Annotated in this window: 25 protein-coding genes; 13 read left to right on the top strand and 12 right to left on the bottom strand. The window is 37.0% G+C overall.

Features of this window, described 5'->3' with window-relative positions; all coding sequences use genetic code 11:
- The 7 genes from H4J69_RS03360 to H4J69_RS03330 all read left to right on the top strand — a co-directional run bounded on the left by H4J69_RS03360 (position 1) and on the right by H4J69_RS03330 (position 7,222).
- On the top strand, positions 1 to 423 hold the full coding sequence (locus H4J69_RS03360; protein ID WP_182213838.1) for a CBS domain-containing protein: 423 nt from the start codon (positions 1 to 3) through the stop codon (positions 421 to 423).
- 323 nt (positions 424 to 746) lie between these two features.
- Complete coding sequence (locus tag H4J69_RS03355) at positions 747 to 2,927, top strand: TonB-dependent receptor (RefSeq protein ID WP_182244024.1); 2,181 nt, start codon at positions 747 to 749, stop codon at positions 2,925 to 2,927.
- A 327-nt stretch (positions 2,928 to 3,254) separates the two neighbouring features.
- The gene (locus H4J69_RS03350) at positions 3,255 to 3,479 is read left to right on the top strand and encodes a FeoA family protein (protein ID WP_070375663.1); all 225 of its coding nucleotides are present in this window, start codon (positions 3,255 to 3,257) and stop codon (positions 3,477 to 3,479) included.
- The gene (gene feoB, locus H4J69_RS03345) at positions 3,479 to 5,695 is read left to right on the top strand and encodes a ferrous iron transport protein B (protein ID WP_182213833.1); all 2,217 of its coding nucleotides are present in this window, start codon (positions 3,479 to 3,481) and stop codon (positions 5,693 to 5,695) included. Before H4J69_RS03350 ends, feoB begins: the two co-directional genes overlap by 1 nt.
- Before the next feature lie 178 nt (positions 5,696 to 5,873).
- Positions 5,874 to 6,269, top strand: a complete 396-nt coding sequence (locus tag H4J69_RS03340) for an MmcQ/YjbR family DNA-binding protein (protein WP_182213896.1) — start codon at positions 5,874 to 5,876, stop codon at positions 6,267 to 6,269.
- Between the two features lie 410 nt (positions 6,270 to 6,679).
- A complete protein-coding gene (locus H4J69_RS03335; RefSeq protein ID WP_259367701.1) occupies positions 6,680 to 6,961 on the top strand; it encodes a DUF6482 family protein in 282 nt (93 codons plus the stop codon).
- A gap of 3 nt (positions 6,962 to 6,964) precedes the next feature.
- Positions 6,965 to 7,222 carry a DUF3081 family protein gene (locus H4J69_RS03330; RefSeq protein ID WP_182213831.1) on the top strand — a complete coding sequence of 86 codons (258 nt, stop codon included), beginning with the start codon at positions 6,965 to 6,967 and terminating at the stop codon, positions 7,220 to 7,222.
- A gap of 128 nt (positions 7,223 to 7,350) precedes the next feature.
- Here H4J69_RS03330 and H4J69_RS03325 read toward each other — a convergent pair whose 3' ends face one another.
- From H4J69_RS03325 to H4J69_RS03310, 4 genes are read right to left on the bottom strand one after another with little or no spacing between them, the layout of a single operon-like run.
- Positions 7,351 to 8,097 (bottom strand): SDR family NAD(P)-dependent oxidoreductase, encoded by a 747-nt coding sequence (locus H4J69_RS03325; RefSeq protein WP_182244025.1) that lies wholly within the window; start codon positions 8,095 to 8,097, stop codon positions 7,351 to 7,353.
- A complete protein-coding gene (locus H4J69_RS03320; protein ID WP_182213827.1) occupies positions 8,060 to 8,485 on the bottom strand; it encodes a thiol-disulfide oxidoreductase DCC family protein in 426 nt (141 codons plus the stop codon). The genes H4J69_RS03325 and H4J69_RS03320 overlap by 38 nt, the downstream gene beginning before the upstream one ends.
- A gap of 15 nt (positions 8,486 to 8,500) precedes the next feature.
- Complete coding sequence (locus H4J69_RS03315) at positions 8,501 to 8,938, bottom strand: DUF3429 domain-containing protein (RefSeq protein WP_182244026.1); 438 nt, start codon at positions 8,936 to 8,938, stop codon at positions 8,501 to 8,503.
- A 29-nt stretch (positions 8,939 to 8,967) separates the two neighbouring features.
- The gene (locus H4J69_RS03310; protein ID WP_182244027.1) at positions 8,968 to 9,642 is read right to left on the bottom strand and encodes a flavin reductase family protein; all 675 of its coding nucleotides are present in this window, start codon (positions 9,640 to 9,642) and stop codon (positions 8,968 to 8,970) included.
- A gap of 300 nt (positions 9,643 to 9,942) precedes the next feature.
- Here H4J69_RS03310 and H4J69_RS03305 point away from each other — a divergent pair, with 300 nt between their 5' ends.
- Positions 9,943 to 10,716, top strand: a complete 774-nt coding sequence (locus H4J69_RS03305; RefSeq protein WP_182244028.1) for a MipA/OmpV family protein — start codon at positions 9,943 to 9,945, stop codon at positions 10,714 to 10,716.
- 13 nt (positions 10,717 to 10,729) lie between these two features.
- Here the strand turns inward: H4J69_RS03305 and H4J69_RS03300 are convergent, their stop codons facing one another.
- The 6 genes from H4J69_RS03300 to H4J69_RS03275 form a co-directional block, all read right to left on the bottom strand.
- Positions 10,730 to 11,164 (bottom strand): hypothetical protein, encoded by a 435-nt coding sequence (locus H4J69_RS03300; RefSeq protein ID WP_182222452.1) that lies wholly within the window; start codon positions 11,162 to 11,164, stop codon positions 10,730 to 10,732.
- 86 nt (positions 11,165 to 11,250) lie between these two features.
- Positions 11,251 to 13,020, bottom strand: a complete 1,770-nt coding sequence (locus H4J69_RS03295; protein ID WP_182230224.1) for an alpha-amylase family glycosyl hydrolase — start codon at positions 13,018 to 13,020, stop codon at positions 11,251 to 11,253.
- Between the two features lie 13 nt (positions 13,021 to 13,033).
- Entirely contained in the window at positions 13,034 to 14,263 is a 1,230-nt protein-coding gene (locus tag H4J69_RS03290; protein ID WP_182242276.1) for a glycosyl transferase, read from the bottom strand.
- A gap of 10 nt (positions 14,264 to 14,273) precedes the next feature.
- On the bottom strand, positions 14,274 to 15,122 hold the full coding sequence (locus H4J69_RS03285) for a mannosyl-3-phosphoglycerate phosphatase (RefSeq protein WP_182244029.1): 849 nt from the start codon (positions 15,120 to 15,122) through the stop codon (positions 14,274 to 14,276).
- Positions 15,119 to 16,000: a kinase gene (locus tag H4J69_RS03280; protein WP_182242278.1), complete on the bottom strand. Its 882-nt coding sequence runs from the start codon at positions 15,998 to 16,000 to the stop codon at positions 15,119 to 15,121. Before H4J69_RS03280 ends, H4J69_RS03285 begins: the two co-directional genes overlap by 4 nt.
- Before the next feature lie 386 nt (positions 16,001 to 16,386).
- Positions 16,387 to 16,914, bottom strand: a complete 528-nt coding sequence (locus H4J69_RS03275; RefSeq protein ID WP_182213811.1) for a hypothetical protein — start codon at positions 16,912 to 16,914, stop codon at positions 16,387 to 16,389.
- Between the two features lie 151 nt (positions 16,915 to 17,065).
- Between H4J69_RS03275 and H4J69_RS03270 the strand changes: the two genes are divergently transcribed.
- Entirely contained in the window at positions 17,066 to 17,653 is a 588-nt protein-coding gene (locus H4J69_RS03270) for a CIA30 family protein (protein WP_259364801.1), read from the top strand.
- Between the two features lie 19 nt (positions 17,654 to 17,672).
- On the top strand, positions 17,673 to 17,888 hold the full coding sequence (locus H4J69_RS03265; RefSeq protein WP_182213809.1) for a TIGR02450 family Trp-rich protein: 216 nt from the start codon (positions 17,673 to 17,675) through the stop codon (positions 17,886 to 17,888).
- Positions 17,889 to 17,974: 86 nt separating this feature from the next.
- Here the strand turns inward: H4J69_RS03265 and H4J69_RS03260 are convergent, their stop codons facing one another.
- Positions 17,975 to 18,847, bottom strand: a complete 873-nt coding sequence (locus tag H4J69_RS03260) for a LysR family transcriptional regulator (protein WP_182242280.1) — start codon at positions 18,845 to 18,847, stop codon at positions 17,975 to 17,977.
- A 94-nt stretch (positions 18,848 to 18,941) separates the two neighbouring features.
- Between H4J69_RS03260 and H4J69_RS03255 the strand changes: the two genes are divergently transcribed.
- Positions 18,942 to 19,442: a lactoylglutathione lyase family protein gene (locus H4J69_RS03255; RefSeq protein WP_070375692.1), complete on the top strand. Its 501-nt coding sequence runs from the start codon at positions 18,942 to 18,944 to the stop codon at positions 19,440 to 19,442.
- Positions 19,443 to 19,680: 238 nt separating this feature from the next.
- The gene (locus H4J69_RS03250; RefSeq protein ID WP_310733582.1) at positions 19,681 to 20,988 is read left to right on the top strand and encodes a GGDEF domain-containing protein; all 1,308 of its coding nucleotides are present in this window, start codon (positions 19,681 to 19,683) and stop codon (positions 20,986 to 20,988) included.
- Between the two features lie 32 nt (positions 20,989 to 21,020).
- On the opposite strand, the gene H4J69_RS03245 is transcribed toward H4J69_RS03250, so the two are convergent.
- Positions 21,021 to 21,374 carry a DUF3802 family protein gene (locus tag H4J69_RS03245; protein WP_182213806.1) on the bottom strand — a complete coding sequence of 118 codons (354 nt, stop codon included), beginning with the start codon at positions 21,372 to 21,374 and terminating at the stop codon, positions 21,021 to 21,023.
- A gap of 370 nt (positions 21,375 to 21,744) precedes the next feature.
- Between H4J69_RS03245 and H4J69_RS03240 the strand changes: the two genes are divergently transcribed.
- Positions 21,745 to 24,732: a TonB-dependent receptor gene (locus tag H4J69_RS03240; protein ID WP_182213804.1), complete on the top strand. Its 2,988-nt coding sequence runs from the start codon at positions 21,745 to 21,747 to the stop codon at positions 24,730 to 24,732.
- Positions 24,733 to 24,872: the final 140 nt, after the last annotated feature.

Below are 24,872 nucleotides of genomic sequence, written 5' to 3'. Positions count from 1 at the left end.
ATGAAAATAGCCAGCATCATGACCAAAGCATTTGTTAGTGTCTCTTTGGACGATACGTTATTGACGATAAAAAATATTTTTGAACATGCTAATTTTCATCATTTACTGGTCGTTGATAATAAACAATTATCAGGGGTTATTTCAGACAGAGATCTTCTCAAAGCACTGAGTCCTAATATCGGCACTGCCGCAGAGCTCCCAAGAGATACAGCAACCTTAAACAAGAAAGCGCATCAAATACTGAATCGCAAATTGGTCACCTTAACGCCTAACGCTAATGTTTTTGATGCCATTGATATTTTCAATCAGACTAAAACGTCATGTATTCCTATTGTTGATGAAAATAGCATTCCCGTTGGCATATTAACTTGGCGAGATATCATGAAAACTTTAGGAGATAAAAATGCAGAGCGCCGTAATTAAGACAATAAGTTATTAACTATTGTCTAGGTTTAAAGCAATTATGTTGCTTAAAGTAACTGCCGTTAATAGGTTAAATTAGTCTGCTTTGAAAATAAGCTAGTTGTGCATTTTTTGCTTTTAACGTTAATCAGCTCTGTAGCTAAGGTTTTTAGTTAAATAACGATTACTCTTCTAAAATGTCTTGTTTGACTTAGGTCAAGTAAGTCATTTTTTATTGCGACATTATGTCGCAGTTCACTGTTTTTACTTTGTTTTTATTGATTATAGCTAACACAATAGTATTAATTCTATTTGGTATACTCAAACAAGTAAGTGAAACAACTATGACGTTTTCAATTAAACCCATTGCTTTAGCAATAAGCTCTTCATTAGTTTTTAGCAGTCTTTTGTCTATTAGTGCTTTTGCTAATAATACGTTTGATTCAACGGCTAACCTCGATGAGATTGAAGTGATCACTATCACTCATCAACGTCACCATATCGGCATTGAAAATAATGAAAGTTATGCCCAAGGGAAGACTACGGAGCCCGATTTAGCGAGTTGGTTAAAGTCGGTCCCTGGTGCAAATGTCAACAGTAATGGCCCGGTAACGGGTATTGCACAATATCGTGGCCTATATGGCGACCGAATTTCAACCACACTTGATGGACAAGCTGTCATTGGCGCTGGTCCTAATGCTATGGACACACCCTTAAGTTATTCTACGCCATTAATTGTTGAGTCTATGACTGTCTATCGTGGTATCGCCCCGGTTTCTGCCGGCATAAATACCTTGGGTGGTGCTATTGATGTAAAAATGCGTAAAGCAGAAGCCAATAATAGCGAGAAACTCGCGATAAATGGTGATTTACAAGCAGGTGTTCGAAGCAATAATGAAGCGCAAACATTATCATCGGTGGTTAATCTTACCAAAGGTGATATTGCTGGGCTTTTTTATGGCAATGTTCAAGAAGGTGAGAATATGGAAAGTGGCGATAGTAAAATTATATCGCCAACTGATTTTGCTAAACGACAATTTGGCACTGATTTACGTTATTTTGGCGAGAGTAGTGAAACAGGTTTTAGCTACCATTATACAGATACCCAAGATTCGGGTACGCCAGCATTACCTATGGATATAGAATATATTTATAGTCACCGAGCAAGTTTAGACGGTAACTTTACCTGGGCCGATTGGCAAGCAGACTGGTTATTAGGCTACACCGATGCCGATCATGGTATGACTAACTTTGAAAAGCGATTGAATAATAATCCAGAAAAACATCGTCGTAATAATGCTACGGGTATAACAACTAATTTTAATTTTTCGCTGGGTAAATCTTTTACTTTTGGTGAGTTAGAATTTGGCTTCGATGGTTATTTAGCCAAGCATGACTCTGTGATCACCAATCCAAATAACTCAAAGTTTGCCGTGGTAAACTTTAATGATATCAAAGATGATCGCTTTGGGCTATTTGCACAATGGCAGCAAACCTTTAACAATACCAAAGTTCAGTTAGGCGTCCGTTTAAAAAGAGCCGAATTAGATGCAGGTCAAGTGGCAACATCTATGGCAATGATGATTATGCCGATGGGCTCTGCAATGATGGATAATATGAATTCAGCTATGCCAACGATGGCTGATTTAGCCATAGACTTACGGGATAACTTTAATAACAGTGATCACAGTGTTAATGATACCAATATAGATATCGCATTAAGCACGGAAACTCAATTATCGAAAGATTTATCATTATATATAGGCGTAGGTTTAAAAAATAGAGCGCCTTCATATCAAGAGCTTTATCTCTGGACCCCGATGGAATCAACGGGTGGGCTGGCCGACGGTAACACTTATGTGGGTAATATGGATCTTAACAGTGAGACAGCTTATCAAGCGGATTTCGGTTTTACCTACCAAACTGAAAAAGTTATGATCACACCTCATTTCTTCTATCAAAATATTGATGACTATATTCAAGGTACTCCTTTAGGTATGTTGGATATGTCAGCAAAAATGATGGCCCAAATGATGGCGGGTGATGATAACCCTCTAAAGTTTACTAATGTAGATGCTAAGCTTTATGGTGCTGATGTAAATGGCTATTACACTATAAATGATCAAATACAATTATCAGCCGTGGTCAGTTACGTACGTGGCGAACGTCGTGATATTAATGATAACTTGTATCGTATTGCGCCATTGAATGGTCAGTTAAGTGCCAATTACTTTAGTGAGAATTGGTCTGTAAATATGGCTTTAGTGATGGCCGCCGCACAAAAAGATATTTCATTAACGAATCAGGAACAAACAAGTGCTGGTTATGGTGTGATGAATGTAGACGCTCAATATTACGTCAATAATCAATTAACGCTTCGTTTTGGCGTTGATAATCTACTCAATAAAGAATATCAAAATCACTTAGGTGGCTATAACCGAGTCAAAGGCAGTGATGTAACGTTTATGGACCGTTTACCTGAAGAAGGTACCAGTGCATGGGCAGAAATGACATATAGCTTTTAATCTATAAATCATACCGTCATTAAAATAGTAAATCGCTGACAAGCTATTTGGATTTGTCAGCGATGTTTCATTAGGTAATATTTAATTTTCATAATAACAATACCTCTCTTACCTTTTCGCTATTTTTACGTAAGCTGCGCAGATAAATCCAGTTATATTTTTAATATGATTATATTGAACGCTTGCTAAACTATTAAATTTTAAATCAAATTTATTAGTAGATTAATTTAAGCTGATTTAGATCAATTACGCTGTTATATACGCTTGCTGAAAAGTTAATAGTAAAGTAGAATCAAATGATAATCATTATTATTTGAGTTGTTGTTTATGACCCTTTCACAATTGACGCGTACCCAACGAGCGGTGATCCGCACGTTGCCAACAAATTTCGATTTGACTTCAAAGTTAATCGAGCAGGGTTTTGCGTTAAAAACTGAGATATCATTAGCCCATAAAGCACCATTTAATGGGCCACTTGCCTTTCATCTCCATGGTACTAAAATTTGCTTAGCACCGAGTATTGCTCAACAAATAGGTATAGAAATCGTCTAATGTCACAAGCTTTACATTTGGCTCTAGTTGGCTTTGCCAATTCAGGAAAAAGCACGTTTTTTAATGCTCTAACGGGCGCGAAACAACAAACAGGAAACTGGACTGGCGTCACTGTAGCGACAAAACAGCAGCGCTTCTCATTTAATAATGAGCAAGTTTTACTTTCAGACTTACCTGGCATTAGTTCTCTCGCCACTCGAACTGAACAAAGTAAAGACCTGACTATTACCCAAGATTTTCTTAAAAATAACGACATTGATTGTTTAATTAATGTCGTCGATGCGACGCAATTAAAGCGTCAGTTGTATTTAACGACTCAGCTACTTGAACTCGGTTTACCGGTATTATTGGTTATCAATAAATCTGATCGAAAAGAAGCGCAAACCGTTGATATAAATATTTTAGCCAAAGAACTTGGCTGTAAAGTTATCATTGCCAACAGCTTAGCTAAAGATACCTTAAAACAAGTTGAACAGGCTTTACTTGAATTACCTAAAGCAAGTGAACGTCCAAAGAAATTAATGTTATCAGCAGATATTGTCAATAAACTCGCGGACAAAAACTCAACTGAGGTGTTAATTGATCTTGAATGTGGCGCTTGTAATGATCAAGGTGGCTGTCAGCAAACCAATACCGATGCTATTAGTATTATGCAGGCGCGTTACGAGTTTATTCAGCAGTTATTGATCGATGTTAAAAAGGGTCTACCGGCTTCCAAAAAAGCACCGGCAATAAGTTTAAGTGACCGCCTTGACCATTTTATCCTTCATCCTTGGTTAGGTGTGCCCGTTTTTCTTAGCATGATGTACTTATTGTTTATGTTTGCAATCAATGTTGGTAGCGCTTTTATCGACTTTTTTGATATTTTAGCCGGCGCTATTTTTGTCGATTACCCGCAAAGATTCTTATCAAGTTATGATTTACCTCAGTGGTTGCTAACCTTAATTGAAGGAGCTGGCTTAGGTATTCAAACGGTCGCTACTTTTATTCCAATCATCGCTTGTTTATTTATTGGTTTATCGATTTTAGAAAGCAGTGGCTACTTAGCGCGTGCAGCGTTTGTGGTTGACAGTGCTATGCAAAAAATTGGTTTACCCGGCAAAGCTTTTGTCCCTTTAATTGTTGGTTTTGGTTGTACGGTTCCTGCTGTAATGTCGGCACGAATTCTTGATAGTGAGCGTGAACGTATCACCACCATAATGATGTCACCGTTTATGTCGTGTGGGGCACGTTTACCGGTATATGCTTTATTTGCTGCGGCATTTTTCCCGGATTCTGGGCAAAACTTAGTTTTCTTATTGTACTTAATCGGTATAGCGGCAGCACTATTCACTGGATTTTTATTAAAGCACACGGTATTAATGGGCAAAAATTCTGTCAATATTATGGAATTACCGCTTTATGAAATACCTAAGCTTTCTTATCTAGTGCATCGTGTTTGGCAACGTACTCGGTCTTTTATTTTGGGGGCAGGTAAAACGATTGTCTTAGTGGTTTGTGTACTCAACTTCTTTAACTCATTAGGTACTGATGGTCAGTTTGGTCATCAAGACTCTCAAGAGTCGGTATTAAGTAAAAGTGCTCAGGTTGTTACCCCTTTACTTGCACCTATGGGTATTAAGGAAGATAACTGGCAAGCAAGTGTTGGCATTATTACCGGCTTGTTTGCGAAAGAGGCTTTAGTGGCTACATTTAATAGTCTCTATACCGATGTGAATGCAGAGCCAGAAGCATTAAAGTCAATGGCTGAGTTGTGGACTGACGCGACGGATTCAATAAAAGAAAACTTATTAGGTATTCAAGCTGATGATCCTTTAGGGACTGATATCGGAGATGTTACCAACTTACATACCGCCGCAGAAGAACAAGGCGTTAATGAAGGAACATTCACCGTTATGCAGGCTGCATTTGCCGGTAAAATTGGCGCATTTAGTTACTTGTTATTTATTTTGCTTTATACACCTTGTGCAGCAGCTATGGGCGCAATAAAGAGTGAAGTTGGCAGTCGTTGGGCTGGATTTGCGGCTTTATGGAGCTTTTCATTGGCTTATTTAGCGGCGACATTTACTTATCAAGTGGCAACCTTTGCTACTAATCCGTTGTCAGCGGGAATTAGCATCATCATTGTCATTGCCATTTTTGCGGCGATATATTATTGGTTAAAGCGTTTTGGTAAAAGTATTTTAACAATCCCAACACAAGTTTCTTATTATTAATTTAAGCTCAGCTCAGTTTTGCTAAAAAATACCGATAGATTGTTTGTCGGTATTTTTTAGGTTGAAACTTCTGCCCATCTTGCTCATTAACCCAAAGTCACTCTTTACTGCTATGCTTAAATTCATTAGACCGTAAATTTAAGCTTTTAATGTATAGAGATAAACGTCAATGAAATCTATGAACCAACAAATGGCTGAGCACTATTTATTAGCTAAACCAGCAAGCTCACTTTATTATCCATTTGGCGATGACGTTAGCGTTTTCAAGGTCAAAAACAAACTGTTTGCAACGATTTCTCATGGTTCAAACGCTAAAAGTGCCAAGGTTGCAGAAGACGCTAAAGGCCACTTTTGGATGAACCTAAAATGTGACCCAGATGAGGCAGAGATATTACGTGATATTTTTCCAGGCATCATTCCCGGCTATCATATGAATAAATCTAATTGGAATACTATTATCTTAGATGGCTCAATTCCTCAGGGCGAGCTAGAGAGAATGATGGATAATTCTTATTTACTAGTGGTCAGTAAAATGACCAAGAAAGATCAGCAGTCAATTCTAATCCAGCTTTAGCCGCTATGGCAATATTGATCATAAACCTAGCAATTCGCTTAAAAGCGTTATCTGTTAATTTAACTGTTTGAACTAATCAATTTACTATGTGCAACCCTTAGCGGTGTGGTTACGCCATTTTGTATATACATACTCTGGGCTTTTTTGATATGAGCAAGGCTACCAGAGGATACACATCTCCACTCATCCATTACATGGAGATGGAGATACCAGACAGTTTTACTCTTCATAGATGTTCCTTAATGGCTGTAGCTGAATACTAGCTAAAGGATAATAGAGAGAAGCATCTTTTGACAAACGAGATATTTTAAGGTGATAGGTTAGTAAAATTCAACTATGAATTTTACTGAAGTTGATCTTTAATCTTCGTATCACCGTAATGATAGCTATACTCAAGTTGGAGAATTATTATGATGAATACATTAACTAACAGTAATCAAGCAAATATACCCACTATTATTGGTGTCGCTGAATCGACTCATTATTTGGTTGGCGCGGTTGATTCTCTCAATAACTTTATTGGTCTAACCCAATCTAGAGATGTTGCTGTGATGGGATCTTTAGTTGAAGCTAAAAATTATCTTCGAGATAATAATATATTTAACGCTGCACTAGAGTATCAAACAGCTTATGATGAAATGTGCGGCACCAGCAGTAGCAGTGGTCGATGCAGCCAAATGATTAAGTTTTAACTGATGAAGGATAGACAATTAACGCTAAGAGATTTTCTAGAAATCTATGACCATATCACCAAAGAGGGTACTAAACTCGATGGTGTTTATCAGTATTCTGGTATTAAAGCTTGGCATGACTTTGATGGATATACATGTTGGTTAGGTTATAAAGACTTAACAATAACCTTATTATTCCATGGCAGATTTTCGATTGAATATGATAATAAAGTGACGCTTGAATCTTTTCATAAAATAGCTGACGGTTTTACTAAAAAATAATCACCTTTAATGAATAGTCCCAATAAAAACTGCAAATCTCATTGCAGTTTTTTTTATTGTTTTTAACTTCAACAGTTAAATCAAAAAGTAACCTGGAATAGTTAACTTTTAACGGCCATTACTGTCAGCTACCAATGAATAGACTTGCCCTGCCAATCAAGATAACTCAAGGTATGATCAATAGGAGTATCAGCAACAATAGTTAGCAATTGTTTGGCAACAAATTCACTGGTAAAAAGTTTATCTGCAGGGACATTCTTTTGAAAAGGTTTAGACAACGGCGTATCTGTAGTGCCGGGATGAAAAGAAATTAGCTTTATATTCTTTGCTCTTCTTGCCAACTCAATAGATGCAGTTTTAAGCATCATATTTAATGCTGCTTTCGATGCCCTATAGCTATACCACCCGCCTAATTTGTTATCATTTATACTGCCGACCCGGGCACTAAAAACAATAAATTTACAGGGTGACTTCCTTGTCAGTATTGGTGTCAACTTCTGAACCCATAACATTGGGGTTAATGTATTTGCGCTAATAACTTGCTCAAATGCTTGTGCACCGAAGTCTTCTAGACGTTTTTCTGGTTGAAATTTATCACTATGCAGTATGCCGTTACAGACAAAGACTTGGCTTATGGGTAACTCACTATGTGCAACTAATTCTGCTATAGCATTGTCTATTGATTGCGGTTGGTAATCTTTAACCGTAATTTTTTTAGTTTTAAGGCTGTTTTGCTCCTCAACAGTGTCTTTCTCGTCAATGGCTTGTCGACTAATAAGAATAAGGCCAGTATCAGCCAAAGAAGCTACTTGGGTGGCAATTGCTTTGCCAATGTCGCTATTTGCGCCAATGATCAGTGTTAGTTGATTTATCATAACAAGTTCCTGAATTACAGTTTGCTGTTTTTATGCCAAAAACCTTGGCGAGAAGTGCTGAAATTTGATGACGGTATTTAGCCAGTCCTAAGTAAACCCAGTGGCTTAGTGTTTTAAATACTGGCCAATTAAGTGGAGCTACCCAAAAGCCTTTACCAACAAGTGTCCAAGCCCTATGTGTGACTTCTAAACCGAGCAGAACTTTACCATTATAAGTCGCGTGTAATATTTTCATAGCGGCTGAAAAATCAATTGCAGGGTATAGACTTGAAAAATTTTCTTGATGTATATCGACCAAAAGTATGATGTTGTCTTGATCATGCCTTTTTAGGTGGATCATTTCAGTTGCACACATTGGACAGTTGCCATCATAGAATATAGTTAGCATGAATTTTCCTAAAAGTTATTGGGTGGCTACATAAATGAACCACAAATAATAAGCACTGGTATGCAGTGAGAGAACAATAAAAGTTAGCCAAAAACGCATTCTCATGTAAGCCACATCAACATCGTTTATTTGTTCTACCATCGCTAATTTTTTTTCATATAAAAATAAAAACATAAAGCTGAACGACAATACTATCAAGGCCAAATCATCGGGCATCAGTAAAGTGGTAAAAGCGATCAAGCTTAATAAATTACTAATAATTTGCTGTGTTAGCCGAGTATTGTCTTCGGCTTTACGCCACAATGTGCCAGCAATAAAACTGACTATAATAGCGCTATAGGCTATAAAAGCTTGTTGTGCCCACACAGAAGAGTCTTCTAGCACAACACTTAAATATAAAAAACCTGCAAAAGGTAATAGACCAAGATAGCCAAGTAACTGCCAACTTTTCATTTTTGTCCCTAGAGTTCAGTGAAGCTTATTTAGATTTCAAATGAATTACCGTCAAGCGTATGGCCATCAAGTGAAATTTCTCCAGGTTGAGTTTCTGGCTTAGCATAACTCAATCGTGATAAGCGTTGACTGTTGTGGTAGCTATCTAGTCCTGATATGGCAACCGTACCCAATGATTCGATATCAATATAGCCATCGGCTTTAATAGCAACTTCATCACAAAGAATATCAGTGATTTCACCTATTACTAATTGGGTACCATTAAGTTCGATTGGCACTATCTCACGCAGTTTCAAGGCGTACTTTAAGTGACTTTCTTTAACAAAAGGGGCATTGATACCATCAACGTTATAAGGCGTTAAACCAGTTTGCTCAAATTCTGATTGGTCGGCATTATAACGTGCGGATGTTTGATGGGCCGCTTGCCAAAAACTTTCATTAACTTGATTTATGGTGAATTGTTTAGTCTGCAGAATGTTTTCTAAAGTATGACGTTCTACAATGTCTGGGCGAGTAATAAAACCAACTAGAGCAGGCGAAGCACCTAAATGGACAACAGAGCTAAATATCGCTAAATTGTTATGGTTTTGCTTGTTGCGTGTACCTATGAGGTTAGCACTTTTAAATCCGGATAAACTATTGATCAGTTGAGCCCGGTAGCGTGCATCCATCTTTAACAATTGGTCATGGCTCAAGTGTTTCATTTTAGGTTTACCCGATAATATAATTGATGCTTAACTATACGTAGTTTAGGCCAAGGTCGATCACCTCGCTGAGATATTTTAATTATTGTACCTAGCTAACAATAAAGACAAGGCTGCACTTTACTCTTTGTTATAATTAATATTATTTTTAATAACCGTATTATTAAATTAACACTGAATAAATAGAGTTATGATAAATGTATAACAAGCTGTTACTCGGTTAATTTCATCGGAGGTTTAAACTTCATTGCACTTTTAAACGTATACTCGGTATGATAAAAATCCAGTGAGAATCACCCAATGATACAAAGCATTTATAAAGCCTTAATATTAATTTTAGTTTTTCCAGCTTTTTACGTCTTTTCAGAGCAGGGGACAGTCGTATCTGTTGAGCGAAAAAAAACCGAAGGTTTTTTATACGGCGTAGGTATCAGTGTTAATAAAGAGATATATAAGGGATATAACACCCGAGTAATGCCTTTACCTTTATTGGGATATCAAGGAGAAAACTTATCGGTATTTGGACCATTTATTAATTATAAGTTAATAAATTCGAATCGATTAACTCTCTCCGCAAAATTATCCCCAAGATTCCAAGGGTTTGATGAATCTGATAGTGCTATTTTCGAAGGGATGAGAAAAAGAAAAAGTTCATTTGATGTCGGCTTTGGTGTTGATTATCAACAAAATGATTGGAAAATCGGCTTTTCTTCGATGTTTGATGCACTAAATCGCTCAAATGGTTTTGAGATAAAATCAACGATTGGTCATGTTTTTAGGTATGGGCCAATATTTTTCGAACCCTCAATTTCACTCAGTTTCTTAGATAAACATCATGTTGATTACTATTATGGTGTTTCTAAAGACGAAGTGAATCAAAATAGGGGGGCTTACCTTGGTCATAGTGGCGTTAATAAAAATCTTGGATTTTCAATCGCGACCCCTGTTTTTTTTGGCGGATATACCCGCTTAAATCTTGAATACACTTGGTTTGATAAAAGTATTACTGACAGTCCTCTAGTTGAAGATAAAAGCAGTTTACAGTTGCTTTTAGTGTTTACGAAAAACTTCTAGCAGCACCATCAAGCTATACTAACTCGTAAGCTTTTAATCCTTTTGTTGTAGTAAAACCATATTCACTGAGCCAGCTAATCGCTTTATCTTGATCAGAAAATATTCGCCTCTCAAAGTTACTGCGTGTTTCAATTGCCATTTTATCGAGGTACATTTTTTTCATCATTGATTCATTGGCGACTTGCGCTGATTTTTCTAAACCATTTAAAATACAAAAAGCGGCTAACTCATCAACAACAGGGACAATTTCAGGAACACTTATTTGCCAGTCATCTAAGAAGACTAAATGCGCCCATTTTTGTATTTTTAACAATTTCACTTGCGCTATAAATGCTTGTGAAAAATTTTCCGCACACTCTTTATTCCAGGATCCCGTTAAGCGCGCGATAATTATATTATTGCTCACGTGTAATTTGAATTCACCATGAGGTGCAAAATAATCATGCATTGATAATCCCCCCTGCTATTCCAAAGCTAATCTGCAGTTAATACCAAAATTATTTTTAGTATAGCGTTTATTTTTAACTTTTCACTTTATATATTTGATATCCATACTGTTTGATAAGGTGACAAAGTAAGCTCTTGGTTTAACTCTGTTATTTTTACTGCGGTAATAAGTTCAAACCATGATTCGGTAATAATTAAGTTCAGCTCACTCAAGGGTAATACTACCGGTTGATCAGAAATATTACTCACACAAAACATGCTTTGTTTTCGGTCTTTACTTTGTCGCCAAAAGCCAAACAATTGCAAACCTAAATGCAGGGTAAATTGCGTTGCGTTAGGATGAAAGGCGGGTTGTTTAATTCTTAACGCCAATAAAGATTTTAATGATGAAAGCACTTTTGCATGGTGTAAGTTACTGTCATTAAGCGCTTCTTCTAAAGCTTCCACATGCCAGCGACGCCTGTTAATTGCACGGTTATGATGGGTATTTGCTAATTTTTGATAATCATTTTGTGTGCCTAGCATGCTGTGAATGTAGATACCTGGTATGCCTTCGAGGGCAAACATAATGGCATGTGCACAAATAAAACGCTCAAAATTCCACTGATCTTTACCTCGCACTGTGCCTTGCATTGCATCATAAAGTGATATGTTCATTTCATAGGCTTTTTGTTGGCCGGTATCTGTAGTGCGCCAAGATATTTTTCCACCGAAATTTTCTACTGCCTGTACTAAATTATCCAGCTCAGCTTCATCTAATAATCCTTCTGCCGGGCGTAAACCAATACCGTCATGTGATGCAATAAAGTTAAAATACATAGTGCCATCTTGCGCAGGAGGCATACTCATTAGCCAGCGTTTAAGGTATAAACAGTTACCCGTTAGCAAGGTATTTAATAACAACGGCGGTAATGAAAAGTTATATATCCCATGGGCTTCATTGGCATTACCAAAATAAGTGAGGTTCTGCGTATTGGGGATATTGGTTTCAGTGATAATAACAGCATCTTGTTTAGCTGACTCAATAAGCGTCCTTAATAACCTGACCACCTCGTGAGTTTGCGGTAAGTTAATACTGGGTGTTCCTACTACTTTCCATAAAAACGCGATGGCATCTAGACGAAATATTTTTACACCCATATCAAGGTATTGTTTAATAATAGAAGCGAAAGCTTTTAAAACTTCAGGATTACGAAAGTCAAAATCAACTTGGTCATGACTGAATGTGCACCAAACAAATTGTTTGCCTTTGCCAGTTTCAATTTCCTTTAAGAGGGGCGATGTCCTTGGTCTCACAACGGCTGACAAGTCATCATCAGCAAGAGCCGTAAAAAAATAATCGCTGCCTTGTCCTTCACCTTTAATGAAGTTGTCAAACCATGCACTTCTGCTTGAACAATGATTGATGACGAGATCAGACATTAAACGATAATGTTCACTTATCTGGCCAATATCTTGCCAAGTACCTAACGACTCATTTACCGATGAATAATCGATAACTGAAAAACCATCATCAGAACTATAAGGAAAAAAAGGTAAAATATGCACGCTGTTAATCGTATTGCTAACGTTAGTGTCTAAAAAAGTCTTCAACGTTTTGAGTGGTGCTTCATCAGCCTTAACGATACTATCGCCATAGGTTATTAAGATAATATCTTCTTCTGACCAATGGTTTGAGAAAGGCTTCGCCGCCATTGTTTCTTTAGATAACCCCATAATATCAAGCAGAGATTGGGCAATATCACTTACTGGCTTTTCAAGCGGGACATCGTGATAGATAGTCGAAAGCTGCTGAACTAACTTTTCTTTTAAATTACCCTGCAATTTAGGTGTTAACTGATTATCTTGCGTTGGCATGTGGCACCTTTTTTTATAATGCTTGTCTGAATTCTTCGTTATCTAACTCTACCGCTTCTTTTAGTTGCGATAAAATATCAGGTATGGCGCTAACTACTCTATTCCAAGAAGGAATAAACGGTGTGTCCATGGGTTGATCTAAGAAGGTATTGCCCGCGGTTAATATATTCTGTGCGAACATCTCAACTGCTTTTTCTTCATTATGAATATCAAGTTTAAGGCCATTCATCATGGCATCATTTCGATAAGTTTCGACATAATCCAACGCAATACGATAGTAAGTAGCTTTCAATGTTCTGAATTTTTCTGCCGTGAACGTTTCGCCTTGGGTAGCAAGTTTACGAATAAAGGCTTTACTGATATCAATCGACATTTTTGATAAACCACCATCAGTATTATCCAAAGATAAATCTTGATGCTTATGATCGTAGGTCGCCGCAATATCAACTTGGCATAAACGGTTAGGCGAATAGTTGCGATACATTTCTGAGAGCACACCAATTTCAAGGCCCCAATCACTAGGAATACGAATATCGTTTAATACATCTCGACGGAAAGAAAATTCACCCGCTAAAGGATATAAAAAACTGTCCATGTATTCTAAATAGTCACAATGACCGACTGTTTTTTTCAACGCTTTAATTAGCGGTGTTACTAATAGACGAGATACACGGCCATTTATTTTTCCACCGGCAACTCGTGCATAAAAACCTTTAGCAAACTCGTAATTAAACATAGGGTTAGCAACAGGATAAAGTAGTCTATCTAGTAGTTCACGTTCGTAGGTCAAAATATCACAATCATGTAGGGCAATTGACTCCGCTTTACCCGAAGCTAAAATATAGCCCATGCAATACCAAACATTACGGCCTTTACCCAACTCTTTGGGGGCTAACCCTAGGGCATGTAATTTTGCATCTATCGCTTGTAATCTTGGACCGTCATTCCATAATACTCGGTGATGTTGCGGCAGTTGACCAAAGAAAGTTAAGGCGTGTTTATATTGTTTAAGATCGGCACGGTCAAGACCAATAACTATTTCTGATAAATATTCGACACCTTTAATTTTATTAATAATATCGGGTAAGGCTTTGCCTTCTAATTCAGAAAATAATGAAGGTAAAATAAGCCCTAAAGAGCGCTTTTTAGAGAAGGCTAGTATTTCAGCTGCCATATCTGCTGGTTCACGCTGTGCTAAGTTATGTAGCGTGGTTACTGTACCGTTTTGATAAAAATCAGCCATGGTTTACCTCTTATATAATAGTAGAAGATGAAAGTAGTTGCTTTGCAAGCAGGGTTTGTAGTGCTTGAGCCCAACCCTCAGGACCATAATCTTGCGTACGAGTCGTTTTAAATTGGCGATAGAGTTTGGGGAAGTTATGAACGGGTGAGCGAATTTGTACCGCGATATCTGCGGCTTCTAGCATTGGGCTATCATTTTCACCATCACCCAAGGCGATGGTCAGAATTGCAGGGTTATTAAAGTTTTCTCGATATTGCTCTGTTAGCCAAATTAGGGCTTGGCCTTTATCGCAGTAGCCACCGACATGAATGAACCGACCACCTTGAACAACATTGGCTCCTAGATCAATAAGATGCTCTATAAAGCTATTTTTGCTGACCTCATCACCGAACCATTGAATAGGTTCACCATATTGCCTTTGTTGAGCGCGCTTAGCTTCTGTTAACGACAGCCCTGTTATTTCGGTAAGGTCAGCTGCAGACATAGTGGAAAAACCTTGATAATACTTTTTAAATTCATCAGTTTGTTCAGCTAATAAAGTTAACCAATGCTGCCTAGGTAAACAGAAAGATTTTACCCAATAGTCACCAACAATTTCAGTGTCAGCAGGTTGTGCTGAAAAAGTAGCTATAGGTATATAAATAGCGGCACCATTTTCAATAATAAAGGGGGTATCTAGTTTGAGTTCACGATGAATAATGGCTAATTCAGCAAGGGTTTTACTGGTATTTAAAATAACCGGAATATTTGCACATTTTAATTGCGCAAGTGTTTTATCTGCGGGCCTTGATTGATAAGTGAAGTGATCGAGTAAGGTTCCATCTAAGTCACTAAAAACAAGTGTTCTTAATGAGCTCATCGTACTTCCTTTAGCGGCACATCTTTGATTTGGCGAGCATAATCTAAGTAAAATATTGCGTCGGCAGATTGTGCGATAGTCGTGCAGCTCTGTACGCTAAGTCTCTGAAAATATTGGGTGAAGTTTAATATTTCTTCAGGAGACATTACCTTTGAATTAGCTAAGTTGATGTTTCTAGCTTGTAATTTTTGTTCTTGCTCTAATCGCCATTTATAAACACAGTCAAATGATGGTGCTTGCAGTGCTAACCAAAAATCCATGTTTTTGTACAAGGGAACATAAGCCTCGCTCAGTTGTTGATTAACGTAATTTCGCCATTCACCTTTAGCGTCATACTGCAATTCAAGTTCATTAATAGCTGACCTTAGTTGTTCTTCAGTTTGAGGCTTTACCCCCCAACACCATCCTTCTAATAAAATAATATCTATTGGTTTATCAACCACAGTCCACTGCTCTTTTGGATAGGGTTCATCGGTAGCCTTATTGAATCTAGGGATAGAAAACCCCGTTTTTTTAGCTTTTAATTGCAAAAGTACGTGCTCAAGAGTCGCCATATCATGAGTGCCTGGCACACCTCTTGTCGCTAATAATGGGTGAATGTTTTCTGCAAGCTGCTGACGTTTTTCACCTGTTAGATAAAAATCATCTAAAGACATTACCACCACATTAAGAGGGTATTGTGTTGTTAAATATTCAGCGAGAAAATCTGTTAATGTTGACTTTCCACTACCTTGGCAGCCATTGATGCCGACAAAGTACGGTGTGTTGTGTTTTTTGAATTGCCCCAATATTCGCTCAGCAAGTGGTTGGTAATGCAGTCTAACGGTGTCGCTGAATTCATCAGGTAGTTTGTGTTGTTCAATAAAAGCAGAGAGCATAATTTTCACTGTAGATAATTATTCATTATCATTAGAGTTTCAAGTCTTATGCCAGATCATTAGTAAACAGTGCTTTGCTACTAATTCATTGTAATAAAGGGTTTTTATTTGAGGTTAGTGGGTTTTTGAAATGATGAGTAACCGAGAAAATTGCACTGATGTGATTAAGTGCCCCGTTTTGGTGCGGTAAAAATCAAGGGTGAAGTGGTGAGTTAATATGTCGTGCTTCATGTCGTGCTTCAAAATACTTTGACGACAACGTTGAAGGAAATAAAGAAGCATAGGTATATAAATAGATAAGACTAAACGTTGGGTAAATAGCTAAAATTGGCAAAAGACAGTAACGGTTAATTACTGTCTCTTGCACAAGTCTCAACAAAGTTACACTAGCTCGATGGCGTTAACTTATCTCTCAACTCATTAAGCGCTGCAACTGAAAAACCGTCATCATAAAAATAAACAATGATGCCATTTTTATCTAACAGTAATACTCGCGCGTTATTAGGGCTTTCATTTCCAGTGAAAGCTTGAACTTTATCACCGTCTTCATAAATTGTAATCACCCCTTTCCAAAGAGGTTTTGGAATACCAGCACGCATACCATTGTCGATAAAAGTACTAAACATTTTTGGGAACAATCCCTGAATAGTCGGGAGCTCATAGACATCGACTTTAGTTTCAGTCATATCTAAACCGATTAACCATCTATCGATATCGAACTGTGAATTCTGTTTGTAGCCTACTAATAATAAAGTAAATTCTTTGTTGAAATCGGCTGGAATATTGACTGTGTTTTCTTCTAATGTTTGTCCGGTAACCGCTGGAAAAGCTTTACCTGTGACTGATTGATTTGTATATTTTGTGCTACAACCTGAGGCAAGGCTGATAAACAATATCAATAAAAAAATGCGCATATATTTTTACTCGTTGGTTATTATTTTAAATTAAATCTAACACTACATACGTTAGAGTATTAATTTTAGCTCATTTTTAGTGATTTTGATCTTAACAAGTTTATTTTGCGTATTTAAAAGGCGATATAGAATACTTAAGTGGAATTTATTGATGCGATTTATTTTAATTTTATGTTTGTTTTTCAGTGCTTATGCCAGTGGTAACAATATTAATAACCAGGCCAATGATAATTCAAGTGGCAATAAGAAGGCTTATATGATTGATTTTTCAAAACAAGAAAACGGACGCTGGCGGATAACCAATGATGGCGTTATGGGCGGCTTATCAAACGGGGAAATGATATTTGCTCAAGATCATGGCATTTTTAGCGGTAGCATCTCTCTAGACAATAATGGCGGCTTTAGTTCGGTTTTTCGTGCTGTCGATAATCTTCCACAATCTTATAAGAAACTTGTTATTAACACCGAAGGTGACGGGCAAGCCTATCAATTAAGGCTAATTATTTATGTAAATGGCTACCGGTTAGCTTATAAACATGACTTTAAAACCGTCGCTAATAAGCGTGAAAATCATATCTTCGAGCTTGCAGACTTTAAAGCAACTTTTCGTGGAAGGGCTATACCAAATGCGCCTTTACTTAACTCAGAAGATATTAAAGAAGTCGGATTTTTAATGACTAAAAAAGTCCCTGGGCAATTTTCATTATCGATATTTACACTGTCTTTTTTGAAACAATAACTTATACACTAAGGTAAAGATGAATAAAATTAATCCCAAAGCCCTCATCAATAGTAAGTGGACTAAAGTTGATATTACCAATAAAGAAAAACACTTTATTATCACTAAGGTGGAGTTTGACGAAGAACAAAAAGTAATTGCCTGTGTTATCGAAGCGGTGATGACTCATAATGAATACACCATAGATTGGCGTGATCTAAAAGTCAGTGACCAATGGCGGGTCGGCTGGAAATAAATTTACAATTAAGTCACGATGAGCCGATTTGAGTGTTTGCTTATCGCTAAAAAATTAATAGGCTAAGTGAGTTTTTATAGTCAATGTTATAAAATAAATTTACGAATCGATTTTTTAATTAATTGACTCCTTTGAGTGTCAAACGAATGTTTGTTTTGGCAAAGATATAAAGTTTCACTGACCGGTATCTCCAATGTGTGTACTTTTATCAGGCTTTGCTCTGGGAAAGCGTTTACCGCATGCAGGGGTAATACGGTAAAACCTAATCCTTGGCTAACGGGCAATAAAATCAAACTTATTTGATTAGAAAATCCTTTGTGCTTAAATTGACTTGTATGTTCAAATTCAAGATAATTTTTACTCAATAATTGTTGTGCATGATGTTCTGAGTCAGGGTGGCTGATAAAACCTATAGAAGTAAGCACTTGCCAGTTGATACTTGTGATATCACTTGACGTTACTAAAACCAAAGGCTCAATGGCTATTTTTTTGTAGGCTAACTGTGGGCTCCTATTTAACTCAGTGAGTATCCCCAGGTCAATTTTTCGCTCAATTAAATTTTGCTCTATATTTTTATTGGGTGCAAAGGTGTAATCGATAATAAGCGCCGGATAGCGTTGCTGCATATCAAGCATCTTTGGGTATAGTTTTAAGCCGACACTGCCAGGTGTACTTATTTTAATGACACCGATAAAAGCATCATCTTGTTTAATTGAAGCTTCGATATCAGCAGATGTTTCTAATAAATCTTGTCCTTGTTGGCGTAATTTAATACCCGCATCGGTCAATGAGAAAGACTTACCCTCCCGCGTTAATAATAAAATGTCCAACTGCGCTTCAAGTTTTTTTATATGCTGGCTTACCCCTGATTGCGTCATAAAAAGAATTTCTGCTGTTTGGGTAAAATGTCCAACGTCAGCAAGCGTGCAAAATGTTTTTAACCAAATAAGATTTATCATAACAAAATGTACTCATTTATATTACAAATGATAATTTTATATACTTTATAAAGTTCACTATACTTTGTCTATCAAATTTAACGAGGTAATAAAAATGAGTAAAGCATATCCAAGAACTTTTTCCCATATCGGTATTTCAGTCCCTAATTTAGAGGCTGCTGTTGAATTTTATACTGGCGTTTTAGGTTGGTATGAAATAATGAAACCAACAGAAATCATTGAAGATGATAGCCCCATTGGCGCTATGTGTACCGACGTATTTGGCGCTAATTGGGGTAAATTTAAAATAGCCCACATGTCGACAGGTGACCGCATCGGCGTTGAGCTATTCGAATTTGCTAATCAAGAAAATCCAGAAGACAACTTTGAATACTGGAAAACAGGCGTGTTTCATTTTTGTGTGCAAGATCCTAATCTTGAAGAACTGGTGGAAAAAATTGTCGAAGCAGGTGGTAAAAAACGTATGGCAGAGCCGCGTTACTACTATCCCGGTGAAAAGCCCTATCGTATGATTTACATGGAAGACCCTTTTGGTAATATATTAGAAATATACAGCCACAGCTATGAATTAACCTATGCGGCCGGCGCTTACTAATTTAAAGTCATAGCTTATTAACACTGATGATTTAATAACCCAATAGAAAGTCATTTTCTCTTGGGTTATATCAAGATAACTTTAGCGCTTAATCCTCTCTCCAGTCTCTGCACTATGCAAGCTTACCCACTGAATAAATATTGGCTAAATAACGATTATGTCGCAAGCATAATGCCTATTATTAATTTTCAACTACAATTAAACTTTCTGTAATATCATCAACAGTTAAGGTTTATTAGTGAGTAAAAAGAAACCATTACCCGTTACTTCACCGTCAAAGGATAATTTATCCGTAGACGTTAAGATGTTAACGGAAGTGTTAAATAACGTTGGCACTTGTATATTCACTAAAGATATTCATGGTTGCTATACCTATGTAAACCAGGCTGTACTGGATTTATTTAATATTAACTTAACAGATATCATTGGCTTTGATGATAGTCATTTTTTTGATTTAGCGTTATCTCAGCAACTAAAAGAAAATGATCGAAAGGTTATTAAAGAGGCTATAACTGTAGAAAATGTAGAAACAAACTTCATCAAATCCCTACAAGAAACCCGGATATATAAAACAGTTAAAAAACCCTTGTTCGATGATGCTAACAATGTCATCGGTATTTGTGGTGTATCAACAGATATAACAGCAGAAAAAAAACTCCAAAAAATAATTAAAGCACAGAAAAAATTACTTCATACGGTACTTGATAATGTTGATGCTTATATTTACATGAAAGATAATGAGCGAACATTTAAATATGTAAACAGTAAAGTTGCTGAATTATTTGGTACGTCAGCAGAAAATATTATTGGTAAGAAAGACACTGAGGTTTTACCACTTGATGTTGCTGAGCATTTTAACCAATCTGATCAAAAAGTTTTTGATACGGGCGAAAAACAAACCATAGAAGAAACCTCAGCAGATGAACAAGGTAATGTACGTTACTATATTAGTACAAAAATTCCTTATCAACACCAAGGTGAACTTCCAACGTTAATTGGATTTTCTACCGACGTCAGTGAATTGTATGCGTTAAAAGAAGAATTTAGAAAACAAGCAAATACCGATTCATTAACTAAGCTGTATAACCGCCGCTATTTTATTGATCATGCTGAACGAGAGTTTCATCGTGCTAAAAGGCACCTTCGCATTCTATCCTTGATTGCTATTGATATTGACCACTTTAAAGATATCAATGATAGCTATGGCCATCCGATAGGGGATAAGGTGCTAATGTCAGTGGCTCAATGTTTACTTCCTTGTCTTCGACAAGAAGATATTTTAGCCCGTATTGGCGGTGAAGAATTTTCAATATTGCTCCCTGAAACTACATTGCAGTCAGCAAAGGTTGTCGCAGAGCGTATTCGACTTAATCAAAGTAATCTAATTATAAAAGGTGAGTGGCAGGGCGAAATTAAAGTAACTGTTAGTATCGGTGTTACTTGTATAAGATTTGCAGATGATAACTTTGATGATTTCTTTACCCGCGCTGACCGAGCATTATATCAAGCGAAAGACTTGGGTCGTGATCAGGTTTTTTGTGGGTAAATATTATTGCTCGAAATAATTCGTTCAACGCCTTAAGATAAAAACTGACTGTGAATTTCGCTATCAAATAAATTCTTAATCAGTAAGGCAAATTCTTTAATGAATGTTTTTTGCTCGTTAGTGACTTTGTTGTTAATAACGCCAGAGAGAATCTCTTCTAAATCATAAACAATAGCATCAACTTCTCGAATAATAGTATTGCGCTGATTAAAAGACAACGCTTCGTTCTGGCTGCAAATACTGATGATTTGTTCACTTAATTCTTGTTCAATAACGCTCATAACGGTATCTGAATCAGCACTTACTGAGGAGGAGTTTTCAAATAAACTGAAATGCTCAGTCAAGTATTCAATAATATGGATGTAACCTTCAGTATCTGTAACCATTAAAAATGTAACCTTTATAAAAAAATATACCATACCTCTTATGTAGGCGTTTGATCAAGGTTGGTCACTGCTATTTTTTCGTTATTTATAAAAAAAATTTAGATTGAAATATGTCTATTAATTAGTCTTTTTTTTTATTGAAAAAGATATATTGTTGCAAACATTACTGTACGAATAAATAGACATTTATATAAATATCAGGTGGTTAGCTTCGTCTGTAAAAGTTCAAAATAACTTTGACCTAAAGGCTTGTAATATCTCCATATTCAGGCAGTATCAAGGGGTTGTTAATTAAACGAACGATTTGTTTAAAAGTTAACCTCATGATTTTAAATAATTAAAATTATAAGTTCAGGGAGAAATACTAATAATGAAAAATTCTAATTTAAAGCGAAACTTTAAACGCTCAATTGCAGCTATCGCTGTAACGACTGTTCTAGGTATGAGTACAGCATTTGCAGATACCGGTGGTCTAAAATTCCAAGTAACTGATGCAGAGGGTAAACCTGTAGCGGGTGCCGTTGTAAATGTAAGCACTTCTGAAAGTTTAGTTAGCCGCAAAGGCGTAACTGATAAAAATGGTTACTTAAGATTATCAGGTTTAGACCCATCAACTAAATATGAAGTTGAAATAACAGGTAATGGTTTTGAACCTTTTTCACGTGATAAAGTGCGTGTAGTGTCAGGTAAAAGCTTTGATGTAAATTACATCTTATCTGGTATTGGGGATAATATCGAAGTGATTTCAGTGAGAGGCTCTGTTGCAACCATTGATACTAGCTCAACGACATCAGGTATTGATTTAACTTTAGAAATGCTTGAATCTTTGCCTACTGCGCGTAATTATCAAGCATACTTACAATTAGCACCAGGTACTAAACCTTCTACAGGTGGAAACCCTTCCTCTAAATCAGGTGTTAACTATAGTGATAGTGGTGGCAGTGTAGGGGTATCTACAGATAACGTTTATTATATTGATAATATTAATGTTACCGATAATAACACAGGTACATTTGGTGCAAACTTTAACTCCGAAATTATTCAAGAACAACAAATACTGACGGGTGGTATTCCTGCTGAGTTTGCCGGTGGTGCAGGTTTAGTCTCTCGCGTTATTACTAAGTCAGGTAGTAATGAATTTCATGGTTCTGTTAACTACTACCTGCAAAATGATGGCTTAGTTGCTGATAACAAAAATGAAGATGCAAATAGCTTTTCAACCTTTGATACGGCTTTTACGCTTGGTGGTCCAATCATCAAAGATGAATTATGGTTCTTTACTTCTTATCAAGTCAAAGACCTTGAAGAAGATGTTGCTGATCCAGAAACGGGTGCACTTCAACGCACGATTACTAATGAAGCTGATTTAGGTTTTGCTAAATTAACTTGGCAAGCAACTCAAAATGATCGTTTTGTTGTTTCGTACTTTAACGATCCAACAGAAATAAGTGGTTCAGCTGATGCGTCACTCTTTAATAATCGAGATAGAGCTCGAAAACAAGGTGGTGATAATCTGCATTTTGAATACTCTCATACATGGGATGATTTAATTGTTACTGCAGAATATGCTTCACATGAAGGAGAACTGTCTAGTTTAGCCGCAGACCAATCTTCAAGAAATGATGTGGCTTATTTAGGGGGTAACCCTACGGGTCGTGATCTTTCACTCGGTGGACTCGGTTCTGACTCTATTACCAGTCGTGATGGCACTGAAATGAAAATTACTGCCGAATATTATTTAGATACGAGTGATTTTGGCTCTCATGTTATTAAAACCGGTTACTCACAAACTAAAAGTACCTTTAAAACCAGCCTAGAATATACTGGTGACGGCGCGCAATACACATCAATTCCAGGTCAAAATTCAGGTGCAACTTTTGGTAGCTATGTTAGCGATAGCTGGACAGGAACTACCGATATTTCTGATTCAGACAGTGACGTAGATGGCATTCTAGATGCGATGGTAGCAACTGATAGCGCATACTATTTAGGCCTGTTAGATTCTGATAATGATGGTGCAATTAGTCGTGCAGAATTAGATGAGATGACTTTTAATAGTTCTACGGGTAATCCAAATGGTTTAAATAATGTTTATCGCATTAATATGACCCAAACAGCTCCGGTTGAAATGTCAATTGAAGGTCAAGTATTCTTCATTCAAGATGAATGGAGCAATGATGATGGTATTTCGGTGAATATTGGCATACGTTCGGAAAAATATGAGCATATTTCATCTGCAGGCGATACGATTCAAACGTTCGACTGGGAAATTGCTCCTCGCTTAAGTGCTGCATGGGACATTAATAACGATGGGGAAAGTAAAGTCTTTGCTTTTGTTGGTCGCTACTATGATCCGATTCGTACCGACATGACAAGTTTTGCGGGTAATCTGACGGGCCCTGTTCGTGAAGAGCAAGTTTTTGCTGGTGACCGCTGGCTAACATTCCGTACACGTGGTGGTCAAAAGGGTGGTCAAGATGCCTTTTTCGCTCCCAGTATTAAAACGCCCTACACGGACGAGTTATTAATTGGTTATACGCAAGCCTTATCTGACGATATGAGTATTGATCTTACTTACACTAAGCGTGTAACCAAAGATATCATGGAAGATTATGACCTAGGAACTTTCTCAGATCCAAATAATGAAGCATTAGTAAATTCACCCTTTTACTTACCTTATTCATACTTTGGATATTCAGAAGCTCCTGAATCAAACTTTGTTATCGGCACACTGTCTGGTGCAAAACGTGAATATCAAGGCCTTGAGGCAACTTTCCGTAAACGCCGTACAGACAATTGGTCAATGCTTGCGTCCTTTACTTATAACGATGCGCAAGGTAATTCAAACTCAGATGGCAACGCTGATTACCAAGGTGATGTATTAGAGTTAGATCCAGCCGCACCTAATATGTGGGGTGATCAACCGGGTAATATTAAATACTTAGCGAAACTGGCAGGTAGTTATTATTTTGACAATGGCATTGAAGTTGGTGCTGTTTACAACTGGAACTCGGGGACACTTTATAGTACTAACTACGCTCGCGGTAGTCGTCACTTCCCGTTACGTGAAGATAATGCTTATGATTTTGGCGGTATTTCTTCACGTTGGGTTCAAGATGGTGTGGTCGCAGCTAACACTAGTGCTTCCTATGGTACTTTAGATCTTCGTGTTAAATATGTTTATGATTTTGATGAATACAAAGCAGAATTTTTTGTAGATATGTTTAATGTCTTGGATGATCAAGCAGGTGTACGTGAACAAGATCTTAAAGCGGGTGACGGTATTTATGCCTTTGGTGAAGCTATTGAATGGGTTCAACCTAGAAGACTATACTTAGGTGCGCGTCTTTCTTTCTAATTAAATGATAACTTAATAAAAATGCCAGCATCTTGCTGGCATTTTTTTTTATATATCTAGATACCTCAGTTATTAACTAGGTTTATTTCATGCGTTAACTGTCGTCGCGTAGAACCTTGGCTGCTTGCTCATCTAAACTG

The organism is Colwellia sp. BRX10-9 (assembly GCF_014077405.1).
In the GTDB taxonomy this organism is placed as follows: Bacteria; Pseudomonadota; Gammaproteobacteria; order Enterobacterales; family Alteromonadaceae; genus Colwellia_A.
Note: the sequence above shows the minus strand (reverse complement) of the source record. Positions and strands in the feature narration are given on the sequence as shown.